10 protein-coding genes are annotated in these 15,905 nt (G+C 63.6%); 2 read left to right on the plus strand and 8 right to left on the minus strand.

The features are described 5' to 3' along the window. Window positions 1–49: 49 nt before the first annotated feature. Together JSS27_14140 and JSS27_14145 are read right to left on the minus strand one after the other, a co-directional pair. Window positions 50–2,335 (minus strand): ABC transporter permease, encoded by a 2,286-nt coding sequence (locus JSS27_14140; GenBank protein ID MBS0210084.1) that lies wholly within the window; start codon window positions 2,333–2,335, stop codon window positions 50–52. Window positions 2,336–2,397: 62 nt separating this feature from the next. Beyond that, window positions 2,398–3,339 (minus strand): ABC transporter ATP-binding protein, encoded by a 942-nt coding sequence (locus JSS27_14145; GenBank protein ID MBS0210085.1) that lies wholly within the window; start codon window positions 3,337–3,339, stop codon window positions 2,398–2,400. Between the two features lie 172 nt (window positions 3,340–3,511). On the opposite strand from JSS27_14145, the gene JSS27_14150 reads away from it, so the two are divergent. Further along, entirely contained in the window at window positions 3,512–5,209 is a 1,698-nt protein-coding gene (locus tag JSS27_14150; protein MBS0210086.1) for a CocE/NonD family hydrolase, read from the plus strand. Window positions 5,210–5,293: 84 nt separating this feature from the next. Here JSS27_14150 and JSS27_14155 read toward each other — a convergent pair whose 3' ends face one another. Continuing rightward, the gene (locus JSS27_14155; protein MBS0210087.1) at window positions 5,294–5,803 is read right to left on the minus strand and encodes a M50 family metallopeptidase; all 510 of its coding nucleotides are present in this window, start codon (window positions 5,801–5,803) and stop codon (window positions 5,294–5,296) included. 436 nt (window positions 5,804–6,239) lie between these two features. Between JSS27_14155 and JSS27_14160 the strand changes: the two genes are divergently transcribed. Then, the gene (locus JSS27_14160) at window positions 6,240–6,596 is read left to right on the plus strand and encodes a RidA family protein (protein ID MBS0210088.1); all 357 of its coding nucleotides are present in this window, start codon (window positions 6,240–6,242) and stop codon (window positions 6,594–6,596) included. A 213-nt stretch (window positions 6,597–6,809) separates the two neighbouring features. Here JSS27_14160 and JSS27_14165 read toward each other — a convergent pair whose 3' ends face one another. From JSS27_14165 to JSS27_14185, 5 genes are all read right to left on the minus strand, one after another. Further along, window positions 6,810–7,895: an alpha/beta fold hydrolase gene (locus JSS27_14165; protein ID MBS0210089.1), complete on the minus strand. Its 1,086-nt coding sequence runs from the start codon at window positions 7,893–7,895 to the stop codon at window positions 6,810–6,812. Window positions 7,896–7,912: 17 nt separating this feature from the next. Continuing rightward, on the minus strand, window positions 7,913–8,758 hold the full coding sequence (locus tag JSS27_14170; protein MBS0210090.1) for an SDR family oxidoreductase: 846 nt from the start codon (window positions 8,756–8,758) through the stop codon (window positions 7,913–7,915). A 40-nt stretch (window positions 8,759–8,798) separates the two neighbouring features. Continuing rightward, window positions 8,799–10,613: an ABC-F family ATP-binding cassette domain-containing protein gene (locus JSS27_14175; protein MBS0210091.1), complete on the minus strand. Its 1,815-nt coding sequence runs from the start codon at window positions 10,611–10,613 to the stop codon at window positions 8,799–8,801. A gap of 285 nt (window positions 10,614–10,898) precedes the next feature. Then, a complete protein-coding gene (locus tag JSS27_14180; GenBank protein MBS0210092.1) occupies window positions 10,899–12,338 on the minus strand; it encodes a DUF1501 domain-containing protein in 1,440 nt (479 codons plus the stop codon). 249 nt (window positions 12,339–12,587) lie between these two features. After that, window positions 12,588–15,689, minus strand: a complete 3,102-nt coding sequence (locus tag JSS27_14185) for a PSD1 domain-containing protein (GenBank protein ID MBS0210093.1) — start codon at window positions 15,687–15,689, stop codon at window positions 12,588–12,590. Between the last annotated feature and the right edge of the window lie 216 nt (window positions 15,690–15,905).

A 15,905-nucleotide genomic window follows, 5' to 3' on the forward strand; every position in this document is an offset into this window, starting at 1 on the left:
CTGCGCTCACCACCTTCTCCCCGGTGGAGAAGGGTTAAATCCAATCACATCAGAAATCTTTCCGCGCCACATAGATCGACCCCAGCGCGAGCATCACGCTCAGAAACGCCAGATTACTCCACAGCGGTTGCCAAATGTCGACCTTCAAGCGTCCGGCGTCGAGGCCGCGCCGGTTGCCCATCGCCACGCTCGTCTGACCCGTCAAAGCATAGTGAACCAGGTTGTCGAGTTCCGACGGCTTGGGACAAACGGTGTAGATCGGCTTGACGACGTAATAGTAAGCCTTGCTCACCAGCGACAGCGGCCCTTGCCGGCGGTTGGTGACAGTCAGCCCTTCGATCGCGACTTCTGAGATTCGCGTCCCCTGGTCGGCCACCAGCAACTGGTCGTTGTCAACGAACGCGGCAGCCGAGACGTCACCGATATTGATGCCGCTGGGCACGCGTTCGGCCGAGGCCGTGGTGTCGTACAGCCAAAGCCGACCGTCATGAAACACGCCCGACAGCCAGCGGCCATCGGGCGACGCGTTCAGATAGCGCGGCGTGTTGGTACGGCTGAGCGCGACGGTCATCTTTTCCTTCAAGTCGGCCGGGTCATAAAACGCGATCCGGCCATAGTCGAGCGCCAGGGCCAACGTCTTGCCGGCGTAGGTCACGATGCCTTGCGTTTCGTCCTCGATGATGGTCTCGACCCGCACCCGATACTTTTGCTTGGCATCCCGTTCGAGGATCACGAATCGTCGCCCGTCGAACAGCGCGATCTCATTGTTCGCCGGATTCAACGCGGCGCTCAACGGCGACGTCATCGATAGCCGGACGCTGGCCTCGGCAAAGTGCGAGCCCGACGTGAAGGGGACATCAAAGCCCAGCACCTTGGCCGGCGGCGATTTGTCGTCGATGCTGCCATCCCAGCGATAGACTGCCAACGGCGTCACCACGAGCAGCGATCCTTCGTTGTCGAGCAGCAGCGCTTCGGGACCGGTCGGAACCGTGGGGCCGCGCTCGCGCCGCCAGTCACCCGCGGGCTTGCCGATCAACAACGGCGTCTTGTTCGACAGCGGGCCGAACTGCTGCAGCGGATTGTCGATGGCGAAAATGCGGTTGCCGGTACGATCGTAGATCGGGCCGATCATGCCGTTGAACAAGCCGAGCGCAAACGCCGGCCCCATGTCTTGGCTTCCCTCGAAGACGTCATTCCAATCGCCCTTCGACGCATCCCAACGCCGCACCGTGCCCCCTTCGGTCACCGCCAACAGCGTGTCGCCCGCGGAGATCAGCTTCACAATCCGCTGTGGATTGATCGACAGCGTTTCGGTGGTTGTCTTAGCCGTGCCGACCAGCCAACAGACACCCCAAAACAACACGGTGAGCACGACCGAAACGATCGCGTTCCGCCAGATCACGCCAGCCAGCGCTGACACGGCGTAGTAAATGGCGAACAGAAACATGTAGAGCGGAATGCAGAGCAACAGCCGATGGTGCCAAAGACCGAAACGAAAGCCGAGAATCAGCCACAGTCCCCCGACCATCCAGGCCACGAGCACCAAGATGAAGGCACAGCCCCCCAGGAATTTAGTCAACAGCACCAGCGTCCGCGCCACCGGCTTGCTGAACAGCAGGTCGATGGCCCCGGGCTCAAACGTGTGCGGAATAATTGGCGAGGTGACCAGAATCGCCGCCAGGATGCCGAGCACGCCCAGAAAGAAGCCCATCACGATCTGTAGCGTGCTCGTCAACTGCAAATGCAGGTCTTTCCGTTCCATGGGGAAAGGCCGTGACTCCCAGATGGCCCAATAAAACTGCATTTGATGCGCGCCGACCGCGCGCAGGTCGGCAGGGAACGCCGCGTCAATCGCCAGGCGATTGAACCGCGCCAACCGTTCGGCCGAGAGCTTGTCGAGACCTTCGCCAAGCAGCGACCGGGCCTCGGGACGCAACGGAATGCCTCGCCAATCGTCCTGGTTGTACAAGTCCACCTTGGTGATCAAGCCATTGAGCTCGGCAACCAGGGCGCGGCGCAAGCGAAGCTGCTCGGGCAACTTGCCGGCCCCCGCTTCGGCCTTCTCAAGTTGTTCTTTCGTGCTGTTGCTGGCTAAATCGTAAATACGCTTGGCTGGCGAACGCGTCTCTTTTTTCCCGGCGTCGACCAGTCGCTGGGCAAAGGCGGAGGGGTTGAGAAAGCTTTCGTCGTCGAACCGTGAGGCCATGTGCTCGGTCACGCCGGCCGGCGCAATGACCAGCAGCAACAGCGTCGACAGGATGATCGAAATCCAAAGCACGCGCGATGCCAGGGCCTCGTCGAAAGAGTCACGCAAGATTGCCAGGTAAGGTCGCATGGTGTCGATTCAGTCGGTGCGTTGGGGGCGTCGCGATGCTTGCCGTATCAGGGTGGTCAAAGTCACTCGGCGGCGGTCGCCTGTACAATATTCAGGAACGCTTCTTCCAAGGTCAGGCGGCGACGGGACATTTCGACCACGCTGATGCCGCGCTGGCGCAGCTGATCCAGGCAGCGATCGACCGTCCCCTGGTCCGCGGCGCGGACGGTCACTTGCACCTGCCCCTCGGCGGTGATTTGCAACGGGCCGAACTCGAATCCTTGCAGCGCCTCGCGCGCCGCCAGCTCGCTGGCCACCAGGCTGAACCGTAACTCGCTCGACGCTTGCATGGCCACGCCGGTCGTGTGCTTGATCTCGGCCACGGGGCCTTCGCGCAGCACCAGCCCGTGGTCGAGGATCGCCACCCGGTCGCAGACCAGTTCGATCTCTTGCAGCAGGTGGCTGTTCAGGAAGATCGTCTTGCCTTGCTGCTTGAGGTCGCGCAGCACTTCGCGCATCTCGGAGCGCCCGACCGGATCGACCCCGTCGGTCGGCTCGTCCAGGATCAGCAACTCGGGCTCGTGCAACATCGCCTGGGCCAGCCCCAACCGCTGCAGCATCCCTTTCGAGTAGCTGCCGACGTTCGTCGTGCCCCATTTGCCGAGGCCGACCTTGTCGAGCAACGCCGGCGCGCGGCGGCGGACCTCGCCGCGCGACAAGCCACTCAGACCGCCGTAATAGAACAGTGCCGAGTTGCCCGTGTGATGCCGCGGGATGCGATGATTCTCGGGCAGATAGCCGACACGAATGCGGCCATTTCGATCGCCGGCCGCGTGGCCCAAGAGCGTCGCTTCGCCGTGCGTGCGGCGGACGATCCCCAGCAGAATCTTGATCAGCGTCGTCTTGCCGGCGCCGTTCGGCCCCAGCAGCCCGAATATCTCACCCCGCTCGACGCGGAAGGTGACCCCTCTGAGGGCTTCGACCCGGCAGCCGCCGAACAGCCCGCTGCGATAGGTTTTTTGCAAGCCGGCCACGCCAATAGCCAGCCCGTCGTGCGTTCGATCGGCAACCACGAGCAGCCTCTCCTCCAAACAGCGCGAGCAAGTTCACCGCGAACAGTTTATGATAATCGCTCTTGCCGAGCTACCTGCCAGCTCAACTCACCCACGGTTTTGATCCACATTAGTGAGCATTGTCATGCCTCGATTGCTGCTTGTGACTTTGACTGCGTTTGTTTTGCTGTTGGCCGGCATGGCCAAAGTTTCATTAGCCCAGGCCAAAAGGCCCGATCCACAGGTTGTCCTCGACAGCGTGCGCGAACAGCAGGTCATGATTCCCATGCGCGACGGCGTGCGGTTGTCGGCCTATGTCTACTTGCCGCGCGGCGAGGGGCCCTGGCCGGTGATCTTTGAACAGCGCTACGCCGATGTCTCGGCCAAGACCACGCGGGCCAGCTTTGCCGCGCTGGCCGCGCGCGGCTACGCAGTGGCTGTCGTCAACTTTCGTGGCACGCACCTTTCGGAAGGAACTTGGGTCGGCTATCGCGCGCTGGGCTGGGGAGAGCAAAAAGACGGCTACGACATTTGCGAGTGGCTGGCCGTGCAGCCCTGGTCGACCGGCAAGGTGGGAACCTTCGGCAGCTCGCAAGGGGGCTTCGTGCAGAACTTCCTGGCGGTCACGCGGCCGCCCCACTTGGTGGCCCAGTACATGATCGATACCGGACTCAGCTTGTTCCATGAAGGCTATCGCATCGGCGGCATCACGCGGCCCCAGCGGTTCCTCGAAGCAGGCAAGCTGTGTCGCAATCCGGACGACAATCGCCGCCTGCTCGACGAATGGTATCGGCATCCCAACTACGACGACTATTGGGCGGCCGAAAACTGTGCCTTGCATTTCGACAAGATGAACGTCCCGTGCTTCACGGTCGGCAGTTGGTTCGACTTTATGTGCATCGGCTCGATCGAAAGCTATCGCGGCCGGCGGCAACACGGCGGCCCAGGTGGGCGGGGTCAGCAACAACTGTTGATCGGCCCGTGGCTGCATGGTCGCTACAAAGATACGAACGTCGCGGGCGAGATGACCTTTCCCGAGCGCGCGCGGTTCGCGATGGAAGATCACCTCGTCCGCTGGTTCGATCATTACCTGAAAGGGATCGACAACGGCGTCGAGCGCGAGCCGACCGTGCGCTACTACACGATGGGAGCGCTGGGCGAAGCCAACGCGCCGGGCAACGTCTGGCGCACGGCCGATGATTGGCCAGTCGCGGCCAAGGACACGCCGTATTATCTGGCTGCGGGTGAGCAATTGTCGCTCGGCGCGCCGACCAGCGGCGAGGGGAAGACCGAGTTCCGCGCCGATCCCGTGCATCCCAACGAGATTCCCGGCCGGGCCTTCCCGGGAGCGCGCGACGCCCGGGCTTTTGAACGCCAGAGTGAAGTCCGCACCTTTACGACTGAGGTATTGGAGCAGCCGGTCGAATGGACCGGGCTGGTGCGGGCCGAGTTGCAAGTCTCCTCATCCGCCCGCGACACCGACTTTATCGTCCGCGTTTGCGACGTGTACCCCGACGGCCGGTCGATGTTGCTGGTCGACTATGTCCGCCGCGCCCGGTATCGCGAAGGGTACGACCATGAAGCCTTGCTGAAGCCGGGCGAGATCGTGCCGCTGAACTTCGACATCGGTTGGATCAGCCAGGTGTTCAACCGCGGCCACCGCATTCGCGTCACCGTGGCCAGCACCGGCGCGCCGTTCTTCGAGCCCAACCCCAACACCGGGCTGCCTCTGACCATTGACCCGCCCAGCGAACAAGTCGTAGCCGTCAACGCGGTCCATCACAATCGCCAGCACGCATCACGCATCGTCGCCCCGATGGTCGCCGTCACTAAGAAAGATTAACCACAAGGCACGGTGACACGGAGGTTTGCACGGAGTTTGTGGAGAAATGCGCTGAGGGGATGGGGAGAAGAGGGCGAAAGTTCTCTATTCGCCGCCGATACTGAGCGCGAGGGCGAGCAACGCCACGCTTGCCGCAGTCGTTGAGTAAACGACGCATGGCTTGATCGGTTCGCGTTGTTGGCCGAGGCCGAAGTAGCGACCTTGTCGGTGCCAGAGCCAGAGGCCCGGCGGCACGGCCGCGATGCCGAACAGCCAGAGGGACCAAAGCGGCCCGCCGTGACGGATGATTTCGCCGCAATCGCCGACCCGATCGAACGAGCCCAGCCCCAGATACAGCCCGTTCGCCAACAAACAGAAGCCGGCAAAGAAGCGCAAGACGAACGCCTCGGCCGCTCGCGCCAGCGCCGCAGCGCCCCAGAACAACGCAGGCATCGTGCCCCCGACAATCGGTCCCGCCCAGGCCACGGCGAGCGGACGCGGATTGCTCGCCAGATCAGTCCGCGAAAACGTCCACGGAGTTAGCACCACACGGGCCACGCTGCCGCCGGTGAGCCACGCCCCCAGGCAATGCCCGGCCTCATGCACCGCCTGCATGCCGAGCCACGATGTAACCAACGTCGCAATGATTAACGCCACGCGCAACAGCAATACCCCCTCTACTCACCTGTCCTCCGCCAACTCCGTGCCAACCACCGTGTCGCAGTGTCTCCGTGATTGGCCAAGCGTTTCCATCGCAAGTGGGGCCGGCGGAACTGTCAGCCCGCCATTGTGGCTTGTGGACGAGCGCGCTGGAAGCGGCTTCCTGCGCCATTGATTGCCCGCATTTGGCCGCCACAATGGAGGTTCTGATCAAACGGGGGTAGCCCCGACAACTTGTTGTCGGGGTTGCGCAGCAACAAGAGGGAAATGGGCTGAGCCGCAAGGCGCGCGACCGTTGCCCCGACTCCTCTTGTCGCTTGCGCGACCTGGACAACAAGTTGTCCAGGCTACCCGATGGTGCTTATTTTTCCATAACACACGATTTCATGCCATGAACCAAATCAAGCGTATCGGCGCTGGCCCGCGCTGGTCGGAAATTGTCATTCACCAGGGAACCGCCCGCTGGGTTGAGGTGGCCGAGTCGCCGGCGCTCGACGCCCGCGGGCAGATCGCGCAAGTCTTGACGCAAATCGACGCCACGCTCGCCAGCCTTTCGGCCGATCGCACGCGATTACTGCAGGTGATCATCTACCTGGCCGATCTGGCCGACGCGCCCGCGCTGAACGAGTTGTGGGACGCCTGGGTTCCGGCGGGGCACGCCCCGGTGCGGGCCTGTGTCGGCGTGCAACTGGGGGCTGGCTACAAGGTCGAAATGGTCCTCACCGCCGCGGCTGATGACGCGCGCTGAGACGAACCCGCCACACGCCGCCTAGGTCGGGTGGCCTCGATTGCCACGCAATCGGGGTTGCGCAGCAACAAGAAACTTGATGAGCGCCGAATGCTTGACCATTGACGCTTGTTATCTAGGGAGCGCGTCGCCCGAGGTTTCTTGCGGCCTTCGGCCGCCCAGGTGCAAGCACCTGGGCCACCCGATGCGCGCTCGCTTAAAGGCTCGGTGCGATTACTTAGCTTCGGGCAACGGGTGGCGCTGGTCGGCGGCGATGAAGTATCCGTCTTTCAGGAACCGCACGGTGTCTTCCTGCACCCGGCGATCGTTCATCGTCAAGGGGTGCAGCACCGGCACCACCGTAAAGTCGGCGGCCCCATCAAGCCGCGTCGTCGCCACGGTAAGCACAAAGTCGTCGTCGCCGTCAAGGTGCGAATTGTAGCCGCGTTGGTCGCCCAGTCCGCCGGCGATGATGCCGAACTCGCACTTCGGCGTGGCCAGGTGCCGCTCGACTTCGCCCCACTTCGGACCAAGTTCCACGGCCGCGTCCCCGAGCACCAGCTCGAACAGCTTGTAGGTTCCTAGTTCCGTGGCCAGTTCGGCGCCATGGTTCGGCGGCGCGAGCATGACGAACCGCTTGATTCGCTTGTCGGGTGTGCGCCCAATCGACGGGTTGTCATTGTCGGCCAAATAATGGCGAATGATCAGGTTGCCCATGCTGTGCCCGACGAAGTCGATCTCGCTGACCTGGTCCAGGTGGCTGATCACGCGGGCCAGCGACTGGGCATGCTCGGCCAGACTGCCACGCGTACTGGCGTAGCCGACGTTCACTGTCTGGAATCCTTGCTGGTTCAGGTACTCACACAACGGTTCCATCTTGGCGCGCCAGCCACCCAGGCCGTGCAGCACAATCACCACGCGGCCCGTCATGGGCACCAGCTTCTTGTCGCGCTTGATCTTCTCGAGTTCCGCGGCGCACGTCTCAAACGTGCCCCAGGTCAGCCGCGTTTCCTTCTTATCCAAGAGCCGACAGTGCCCGGTCAGCGAGTGGCGTTGAATGCGATATTCACGGAAGATGAGCTCGTCGTCCCACAGTTGAATGCCCCCCATGGTGGACTTGCTCCACCGCTTGAAGAATCGCTCGGTCTCGGCTTCGTCGCGCCCCGTGGGGGGCTCGTCGCCGGGGGCGGGTTCGCGCCCGACCGAGGGGGCATTGGGGGCCGGCTCGGCCGCCGAGGAGGTGGAGATGACCAGCGCGAGGGCGAAGCTCAGAATGGGCGCGCGCACGACCGCGCGTTCGAGCCAGGATTTGAGGTGCATACGGCTCTCTCCGTGATTTAAGCGTTCCGTGCAGACTCTCTACGCCGCTCGACGGCACTTAGTTCGGCCAAGGCGGCCAGGTATTCCCCCAGGCCGCCACAATTGTTCTGCGACCAGCCTCCGTCGGCCGGAATGACCGCCCCGGTGACAAAGCCCGCTAGCTCCGAGGCCAGGAACAAGCAGACGTTGGCCACATCGACGGGCAGCCCCATCCGACCCAGTGGCACGCTCTCGGCGACCTTTTGTCGGGCGAACTCGTCGGGGGCCAGCCGGGCCATACCTTCGGTCTGGTCGATCGGCCCGGGCATGACCGAATTGATCCGCACGCCTTCAGCGCCCCATTCGAGCGCGAGCGTGCGCGTGATCATATCGACGCCCGCCTTGGCGGCACAGACGTGCGACTGGGCCTTCATCGGCAGCGCGGCCTGGGGCGCCGAGATATTGATCACGCTGGCCCCCGGCTTGCGCAACCGCGGGTAGATCGCCTTCATCGCGTGGAACGTGCCGCGCAGGTCGATATCGACGACCGAGCGAAAGCCGTTGGGCGAAAGATCCTTGGCCAAGGCCGGAAAGTTGCCCGCCGCGCCCGAGACGACCACGTCGAAGTCGCCGAGTTGCTCGTACACACGGGCCAGGCCGGCATCGAGCTGATCAAACTCGCGCACGTCGGCCGTGAAGCCCACGGCCCGAGCGTCCAGGGCGGTGAGCGCGCGCACCGTGTCGTCAACTTTCTCTTGCCGCCGGCTGCACACGGCCAACTGCGCGCCATGCCGGGCGAAGGCATCGGCAATCCCGCGGTTGATCCCGCTGGTCCCGCCGATGACCACGACCGTTTTGCCGGAGAAGTCAAGTTGAATGGCCATGATCTCTTTCTTGACCTTTTAGCAGCTCAAAAGCTCACGCTTACTTACCCGCTCGTAGCGTTTCCAGCTCTTCCCAGCGTGCGTACAGCGTCTCGACGGCGGCGGTGGCTTCGTTCAGTTCGCTGCTCTTCACGGTCAGTAGTTTATAGTCCGCCCCGGCCGCCACGACAGCTACTTCGTCGTGCAAGGCCGCTACCCGTGCTTCGGCCGCGGCGATCCGATCTTGGATTTGGTCCAGCTCTTTTTGCTGTTGATAGTTCAACTTGACCGCTTTAGTCGCGGGCTGGGGGGCCGGTTTCTTGGCCTTTTTGGTCGCTTCCTGTTCGGCTTCGGCGGCGGCCTCGGCCTGGGCGGCCAGGCATTGCCGGTAGTCGGCGTAAACCTGCCCGCCGCCGCGACCATCGAGCCCCAGCACCATCGTCGACAGCCGATCGAGCAGGTACCGATCGTGCGTGATCAGTACGATCGCGCCGGGAAACTGCGACAGGCCCTCTTCCAACACATCGAGCGACGGAATATCGAGATCATTCGTCGGCTCGTCCAGCAGCAAGATATCGGCCGGCTGCAACATCAGCCGCGCGATCAGGATTCGCGCCTGCTCGCCGCCGGAAAGCTTACCGACGGGCGTGAGCAGTTGCTCTTCGCGGAACAGGAATCGCTTGGCCCAGGCCGTGACGTGGACCGAGTTGTCGCGGAACTTGACGGTGTCCCCTTGCGGGGCCAGGGCCTGGCGCAGCGTCTGCTCGCGATCGAGCTGGTCGCGGTTCTGATTGAACCAGACGACCGACAGATTCTTGGCCTGTTTGATCGTGCCCGACTGCGGGGCCAACTGTCCGGTCACCAGCTTCATCAGCGTGGTCTTGCCGCTGCCATTCGCGCCCAGCAGACCCAATCGGTCCCCTGGCGCGAGCGTGAAGCTGACGTCGCGGAACAACACGCGATCGCCGTAAGCATAGGACAGGTTCTCGACCGTGAGCAGCTTGTTGGCCACGCGCCCCGTGTCGGTGAAGTCGATGTCGATCTTGCGTGAATGGGCGTTCCGCTCGCCGAGCGCTTTCAGATTGGTCATCATCTGCCCGGCCCGGTCGATGCGCGACTGGCTCTTGGTCGTCCGGGCCGGCGGACCGCGGCGGAGCCATTCGATCTCGCGCCGCACCAGATTGGCCAGGGCTTCTTGCTGCCGCTGCTGGCTCGTGAGGAACTCCTCGCGCTTGACCAGGAACTCGCTATAGTTCCCGGCCATGCGAAAGTAGCCTTGCGGATACGCCCGGTTCAACTCGACCACGCGGTTGGTGACGTTTTCGAGCAGGTAACGATCGTGGCTGACCACGACGAACGCGAACGGCGCGTTCTGCAGAATCCTTTCGAGCCACAGAATCCCGTTGAGGTCCAGATGATTGGTCGGCTCGTCGAGCAGCAACACCTCGGGCTGTTGCACCAGCTCGCGGGCCAGCGCCAGCCGCTTGCGCCACCCGCCCGACAGCGAATCGGCCAAGGCCGTGCGGTCCTCGAAGCCGAACTTGCCCAGCGCGATGCCCGCCTGGGTGTGCCGCTCGTGCTCCTCGTGGAACTGCTCGGCCAGGGCGGCTTCGATCACCTGCTCGACTGTGGCCCCGGTCGGGAATTCATCGACCTGGGGGAGGTAACCGACGCGGAGTCCCTTGCGGCGGCTGGTGCGGCCGCTGTCGGGCTCGATCTGGCCAGCCAGCATCTTCAAGAGCGTCGACTTGCCCGACCCGTTGGGGCCGATCAGCCCCAGGCGTTCTTCCGCGAAGACGTCGAGCGAGATGGCGTCGAACAACGGCCCGCCGCCAAACGACTTGCTCAGCGATTGACCACTTAAGAGAAGCGACATGGGGACGGGCGCAACAGGCCTGGGACAAAAGCCTGGATCATACCCGATTCATGGCATTTCGGAGAGAGGCTGGGTGCGTCGCGATTCATTCGGAGCAGACCAACCACGACGACACAACGGAGGAAATGATGAGTGATGAGTGCTGAATAATGAGTAGAAAAGGACAGCGCGTGGGTCTATGGCCATTCGGCTAAGCCGCGATGCGACATTCAACGCCTTTTCTGCTCCTCCTTTTCCTTGACCTCTCCGTGTCTTCCTCTGTGTCCGCTCCGTGGTTAATCCCTCTCATGCAAGCAGTTCGCGCACCACTCGGCCCGCCACATCGGTCAGGCGGAACTCGCGACCCTGGTACTTGTACGTCAATCGTTCGTGATCGATGCCCAGCAGGTGCAGTACCGTCGCGTTCAGGTCGTGGACGTGTACTCCTTGCTCGGCCACGCTGAAGCCGAACTCGTCGGTCTTGCCGAACGAAACGCCCGGCTTGATTCCGCCGCCGCACAGCCAGGCGGTGTAGGCGTCCTTGTGATGATCGCGCCCCGGCTTGGTCGCGGCGCCGTCGCCCGAGATTCCTTGCCGCAGCGGCGTGCGACCGAACTCGCTGGCCCAGATGACCAGCGTATCGTCCAGCAGCCCACGCTGTTTCAGATCGCGAATCAGCGCCGCCATCGGCCGATCGACGTTCTTGCACTTGGCCGGCAAGGCGTTGGCCAGGTTGGCGTGATGGTCCCAATCGCTGTCGTACAGCTCGACCAGCCGCACGCCCCGCTCAATCAGCCGCCGCGCCAGCAGGCAATTGTTCGCGAACGACGCCTTGCCCGGCTCGGCCCCATAGTCGGCCAAGGTCGTCGGCGATTCCTGGCCAATCTCCACCAGCTCGGGCACGCTCATCTGCATGCGAAACGCCATTTCGTACTGGCGAATTCGCGTGGCGATCTCGCCGTCGCCGACCTTGTCGAGTTGCAGTTGATTCAACTGGTTGATCGCGCCAATCACGCGGCCGCGATCTTCGCGCGTCACCCCTTCGGCATTCGACAGGAACAACACCGCGTCGCCGGTCGATCGGAACTGAATCCCTTGATAGACGCTAGGCAAAAAGCCCGACGACCACATCGACGTGCCAGCGCCGCCGGTCGGCCCGCTGACCAGCACGACATAGGCCGGCAGATCGGCGTTCTCGCTCCCCAGTCCATAGGTGACCCACGAGCCAAAGCTCGGCCGCCCGCCGCGGCCAAAGCCGGTGTGCAGGAACATCTGGGCCGGGGCGTGATTGATTTCCTCGGTGTGCAGCGAGTGAACGAACGCCAGGTTGTCCGCCTCGCCGGCCAGGTTCGGCAGCAACTCGCTCAGCGTGTGGCCGGCCTGGCCGTGCTGCTGAAACTTGAATTGCGAGCCGGCCAGCGTCATTTGCCCGCCGATGAACGCGAACCGGCGACCTTTCAACAGTTCCTCGGGGCAGACCTCGCCGTCCCGTTTGACCAACTCGGGCTTGGGCTCGAACAGATCGAGCTGCGACGGCGCGCCGATCATGTGCAGATAGATCACGCGCTTCGCCCGAGGCGTGAAGTGGGGCTTGCGCGCGGCGAGCGGATCGTTCGACGCGGCCGCCGGCGTCGCCCCCATCGCCTCGCCCGCCAACAACGTCCCGAGCGCCCAGCCCCCCAGGTTCAACCCGCACCGTTGCAAGAACGCGCGCCGCGCGACGTGATTGATCGATTCAGCCGGCATTGATAATTCGCCAGGTTTCATATCGCGAGTCTTGTCAAGAACGCGAGGCAACTTGAAATCATTCAACAGTTCAAAAAAGGCAGATTCAACCACGACGGCACGACGGTCACGACGTCGGACAGGTCGGTTTTACGTCGTGTCCGTTGTGCCGTCGTGGTCGACCTTCTCTTTCATCTTCTTGGATAACAGGTTCGCATGCTCAAACAAGAAGTTTGAGCATGGCACCCGAACCCATTGTTTTCGCTGCAACTACCCCTTGGTAATCGTCTCGTCCAGATTCAGTAGCGCCGTAGCCACGGCGCGCCAGGCGGCCCATTCTTGGGCCGTCAGTTTTACCGGCGGCTTGGTGTCGTCACTGGCCGGTGTGCGCAACTGATCGTCGTACAACCGGCGCATGATCGCCGCTTCGGCCACGCTCGGCGCGCGGGCCACGCACAATCGAAAGGCAAAGACGAGCCGCGCGTCGACACCGGCGCTTGGCCGCTCGCGGATCACGCGGCGGGCCAGTGCCTCGGCCGCTTCGACATAGACCGGGTCGTTCAACAGCGTGAGCGCCTGGAGCGGCGTGTTGCTGCGCGACCGCTTGACGGTGCAGGCCAATCGGGCCGTGGCGTCGAAATTGACAAAGCTGGGGTACGGCGCGCCGCGCTTCCAGACGACGTAAACCCCGCGGCGGTACTTGGCCTCGCCGGGGCTGACGACGTACTCGATCTTTTCGCCGCCGATCTTGGTCCACAGCCCGTCAGGTTGAAACGGCCGCACCGGCGGGCCGCCACCGGCCAGGCTCAACAAGCCCGAGATCGCCAGGGCGTTGTCCCGAATCGCCTCGGCGTCGAGCCGCACCCGTGGGCCGCGTGCCAGCAACCGGTTCTGATCATCGCGGGCCTGCAACTCGGGTGTCAGGTACGACTGCTGCTGGTAAGTGTCCGACGTGACGATCCTCCGCAGCACGTGCTTGGTCGACCAGCCGTACTCCATGAACTCGACCGCCAGCCAGTCGAGCAACTCGCGATGAGACGGCGGTTCCCCCTTGATGCCGAAATCTTCGACCGTGCTGACCAGGCCGCGACCGAACAACTCGGCCCACCAGCGATTGACTGTCACTCGCGCGACCAAGGGATTGTCCCGATCGACCAGCCAGCGTGCCAGCGTGAGTCGGTTCTTTGGCCCCTCGGGCAGCCGGTGCAGCACGGCCGGCGCGGCGGGTTCGATCTTGTCCCCCGGCGCGCGGAAATCGCCGCGCGTGAACAGGTGGCTCTCGCGCGCTGGGCCGACTTCTTTCATCACCAGGGTCGTCGGCTGCGGCAGCAGCTTCACGCGGCGATCGACGTCGGCCCGCCGCTCGAGCAACTTGCGTCCGGCCGGCTCCTGGCTGACCAAGTAATCGACCAGCTTGTCGGTCTGGGGAGCGGTCCGCCTCTTAGCATCGACTTTCGCCAGCTTGGCGATGTCGGCTGGCATCTCGCCGCCACGCTTCGAGCCCGCCAGCGCCGCCAATCGCAAGCGACCAATCGTGCGGCCGTTGCCGAAATTTTGCACCATCGTGAACGTGAACCGCGTCCCGCCCGCGTTGCTCACGGGCTTGTCGAACGTGAACTCGGCCCAGTGAGGCTCGTGGAACTTGGGATTGATCGCCCACGCCGATCGCTCGTTGTCGTCGATCGCTCCGGCCACGTCGTACTTGGTCTGCGAGAAATCAGCCTGGGCGTCGGCGAACTTCACTGGCTTGTCACCTTCGGGTTTGGCGTTCGTCGGGCCAGCTGTCGCCTTGAACGAGTTCAGCACGAAGTTCGGCCGCTCGGCGTCGCCGCGCCCGGGACCGTTGCCGGGTAGCGACGGATCGGTCAGCGCTTCGAGCCGGATGGCCGTCACGTTCGGTAGATCGGTCGTCGCCACGACGGTGTAGGTGTCCTTGTCCGGCGCGTCGTCCACCAACAGCACCGAGCAATCGTCCAACACCTTGTGCGCCGCGCCGCCCGCCGAGTCGAAATCGTCGACGTGCATCACCTCTTCGGCGGGTTTGCTGCCGGCTTCGACCGCGAGGGCCGCCAGGCGCTCGTCAAGTTTCTCGCGCGCGGCTTGTTTCAGACCATCCAACTCTTTGTCGAGCGAGGCTAGCTCGCGGCGCAGCTCGGTTCGCTGGGTGTCGACCTTGGCGTCGGCCAGATTCATCCGCGGCCCCAGGAACCGAATCGAGCCGGGCACCTTGGGGTTGTTGCGGTCGGCCTCGATTTCGGTCTGGTTGAAGAACGCGAGCAAGCCGTAGTAGTCGCGCATGGTGAAGGGATCGTACTTGTGGTCGTGGCACTGGGCGCATTCGAGCGACGTCCCCAGCCAGACATAGCCGGTCGTATTCACGCGATCGATCAGTTGATTGATTCGGGTCTCTTCCGGATCGCTGCCGGCTTCGACGTTGGTCGGCGCGTTGCGGTGAAAACCGGTGGCGATCCGCGAGGCGTCGTCGGCCCCGTCGATCAGGTCGCCCGCCACCTGATGAATGGTGAACTGATCGAACGGCATATCGGCGTTCAGCGCGCGAATCACCCAGTCGCGATAGGCCCAGATTTCGCGCAGGTCGTCCCGTTGAAACCCGTGCGAGTCGGCATAGCGGGCCAGATCGAGCCAGGGCCGGGCCCAACGCTCGCCGAACTGGGGTCGAGCGAGCAAATCGTCGACCAGCCGCGCGTAACGATCCGCGCGCGTGTCGTTCAAGTACTTTGCGACCTCGGCCGGCGACGGAGGTATGCCGATCAGGTCCAAGTAAACGCGCCGCACCAGGACGGCCGGTTCGGCCGCGGGGGACGGTGGCAGCTTCTCTTCGGCCAGCCGTGCGCGAACGAAGCGATCGATCGGGTGGGTGTTCTTGTTTGCGCGATTTGTGTCGGCAATGTCGAACGCCGGCGGCGCGGGGCGAACTGGCTTGACATAGGACCAGTGCTGTTGCTCGGCGACGTGATCGGGCCAGACGGCCCCTTCGGCGATCCAGCGCCGCAGCGTGGCAATCTCGCCGGCGTTCCATCGTTCGCCCCGGTTGGGCATTCGCTGCGGATCGTCGGCCGGTAGCGAGACGCGGGCCAGGATTTCGCTTTCGTCCGGCTTGCCCGCCACGAGGGTCGGGCCGCTGTCGCCGCCGCGTTGCAGGTCTTCGCGCCGATCGAGTCGCAGGCCGCCGAGTTGCTTCTCGGGGCCATGACACTCGAAGCACGATCGCTTGAGCAGCGGGAAAACCTGGGCCGAAAAGTCGAGCTTGTTGGGGGGCCTCTCAGCAGCGCCAACCGTGGCAGCGAATGCGCAGACAATGAGCGCGAGCAAGCAACCAAGCCAGCGGCTCAACGGGGCGAGCATGCGCATGACCAGCAGGGGAAGGGGAGACGGCGCGGCAGGCAAAGACGGCAGACCATTCCATTGTGCCCCGGGGCGATGTGGCCGACAAGCAGTTTTGACCCGCGAACGAACGCACCGTCCTTCCCTAACTTGAATTACATCGCCTGAGTTCCAGGCGGCCGGAACAGTAGTCTCGCCTGTGTTGGTAGGCAACGTCGCAAGCTTCCCCCAGCCCCTTCATGG

Source organism: Planctomycetota bacterium, from assembly GCA_018242585.1.
GTDB lineage: Bacteria > Planctomycetota > Planctomycetia > Pirellulales > PNKZ01 > JAFEBQ01.

What these genes read in the sequence shown, in the direction of transcription:
- JSS27_14140 (MBS0210084.1), bottom strand. Translation starts at nt 2,335, where the DNA reads ATGCGACCTTACCTGGCAATCTTGCGTGACTCTTTCGACGAGGCCCTG.
- JSS27_14150 (MBS0210086.1), top strand. Translation starts at nt 3,512, where the DNA reads ATGCCTCGATTGCTGCTTGTGACTTTGACTGCGTTTGTTTTGCTGTTG.
- JSS27_14155 (MBS0210087.1), bottom strand. Translation starts at nt 5,803, where the DNA reads ATGCAGGCGGTGCATGAGGCCGGGCATTGCCTGGGGGCGTGGCTCACC.
- JSS27_14160 (MBS0210088.1), top strand. Translation starts at nt 6,240, where the DNA reads ATGAACCAAATCAAGCGTATCGGCGCTGGCCCGCGCTGGTCGGAAATT.
- JSS27_14165 (MBS0210089.1), bottom strand. Translation starts at nt 7,895, where the DNA reads ATGCACCTCAAATCCTGGCTCGAACGCGCGGTCGTGCGCGCGCCCATT.
- JSS27_14170 (MBS0210090.1), bottom strand. Translation starts at nt 8,758, where the DNA reads ATGGCCATTCAACTTGACTTCTCCGGCAAAACGGTCGTGGTCATCGGC.
- JSS27_14175 (MBS0210091.1), bottom strand. Translation starts at nt 10,613, where the DNA reads ATGTCGCTTCTCTTAAGTGGTCAATCGCTGAGCAAGTCGTTTGGCGGC.
- JSS27_14180 (MBS0210092.1), bottom strand. Translation starts at nt 12,338, where the DNA reads ATGCCGGCTGAATCGATCAATCACGTCGCGCGGCGCGCGTTCTTGCAA.
- JSS27_14185 (MBS0210093.1), bottom strand. Translation starts at nt 15,689, where the DNA reads ATGCGCATGCTCGCCCCGTTGAGCCGCTGGCTTGGTTGCTTGCTCGCG.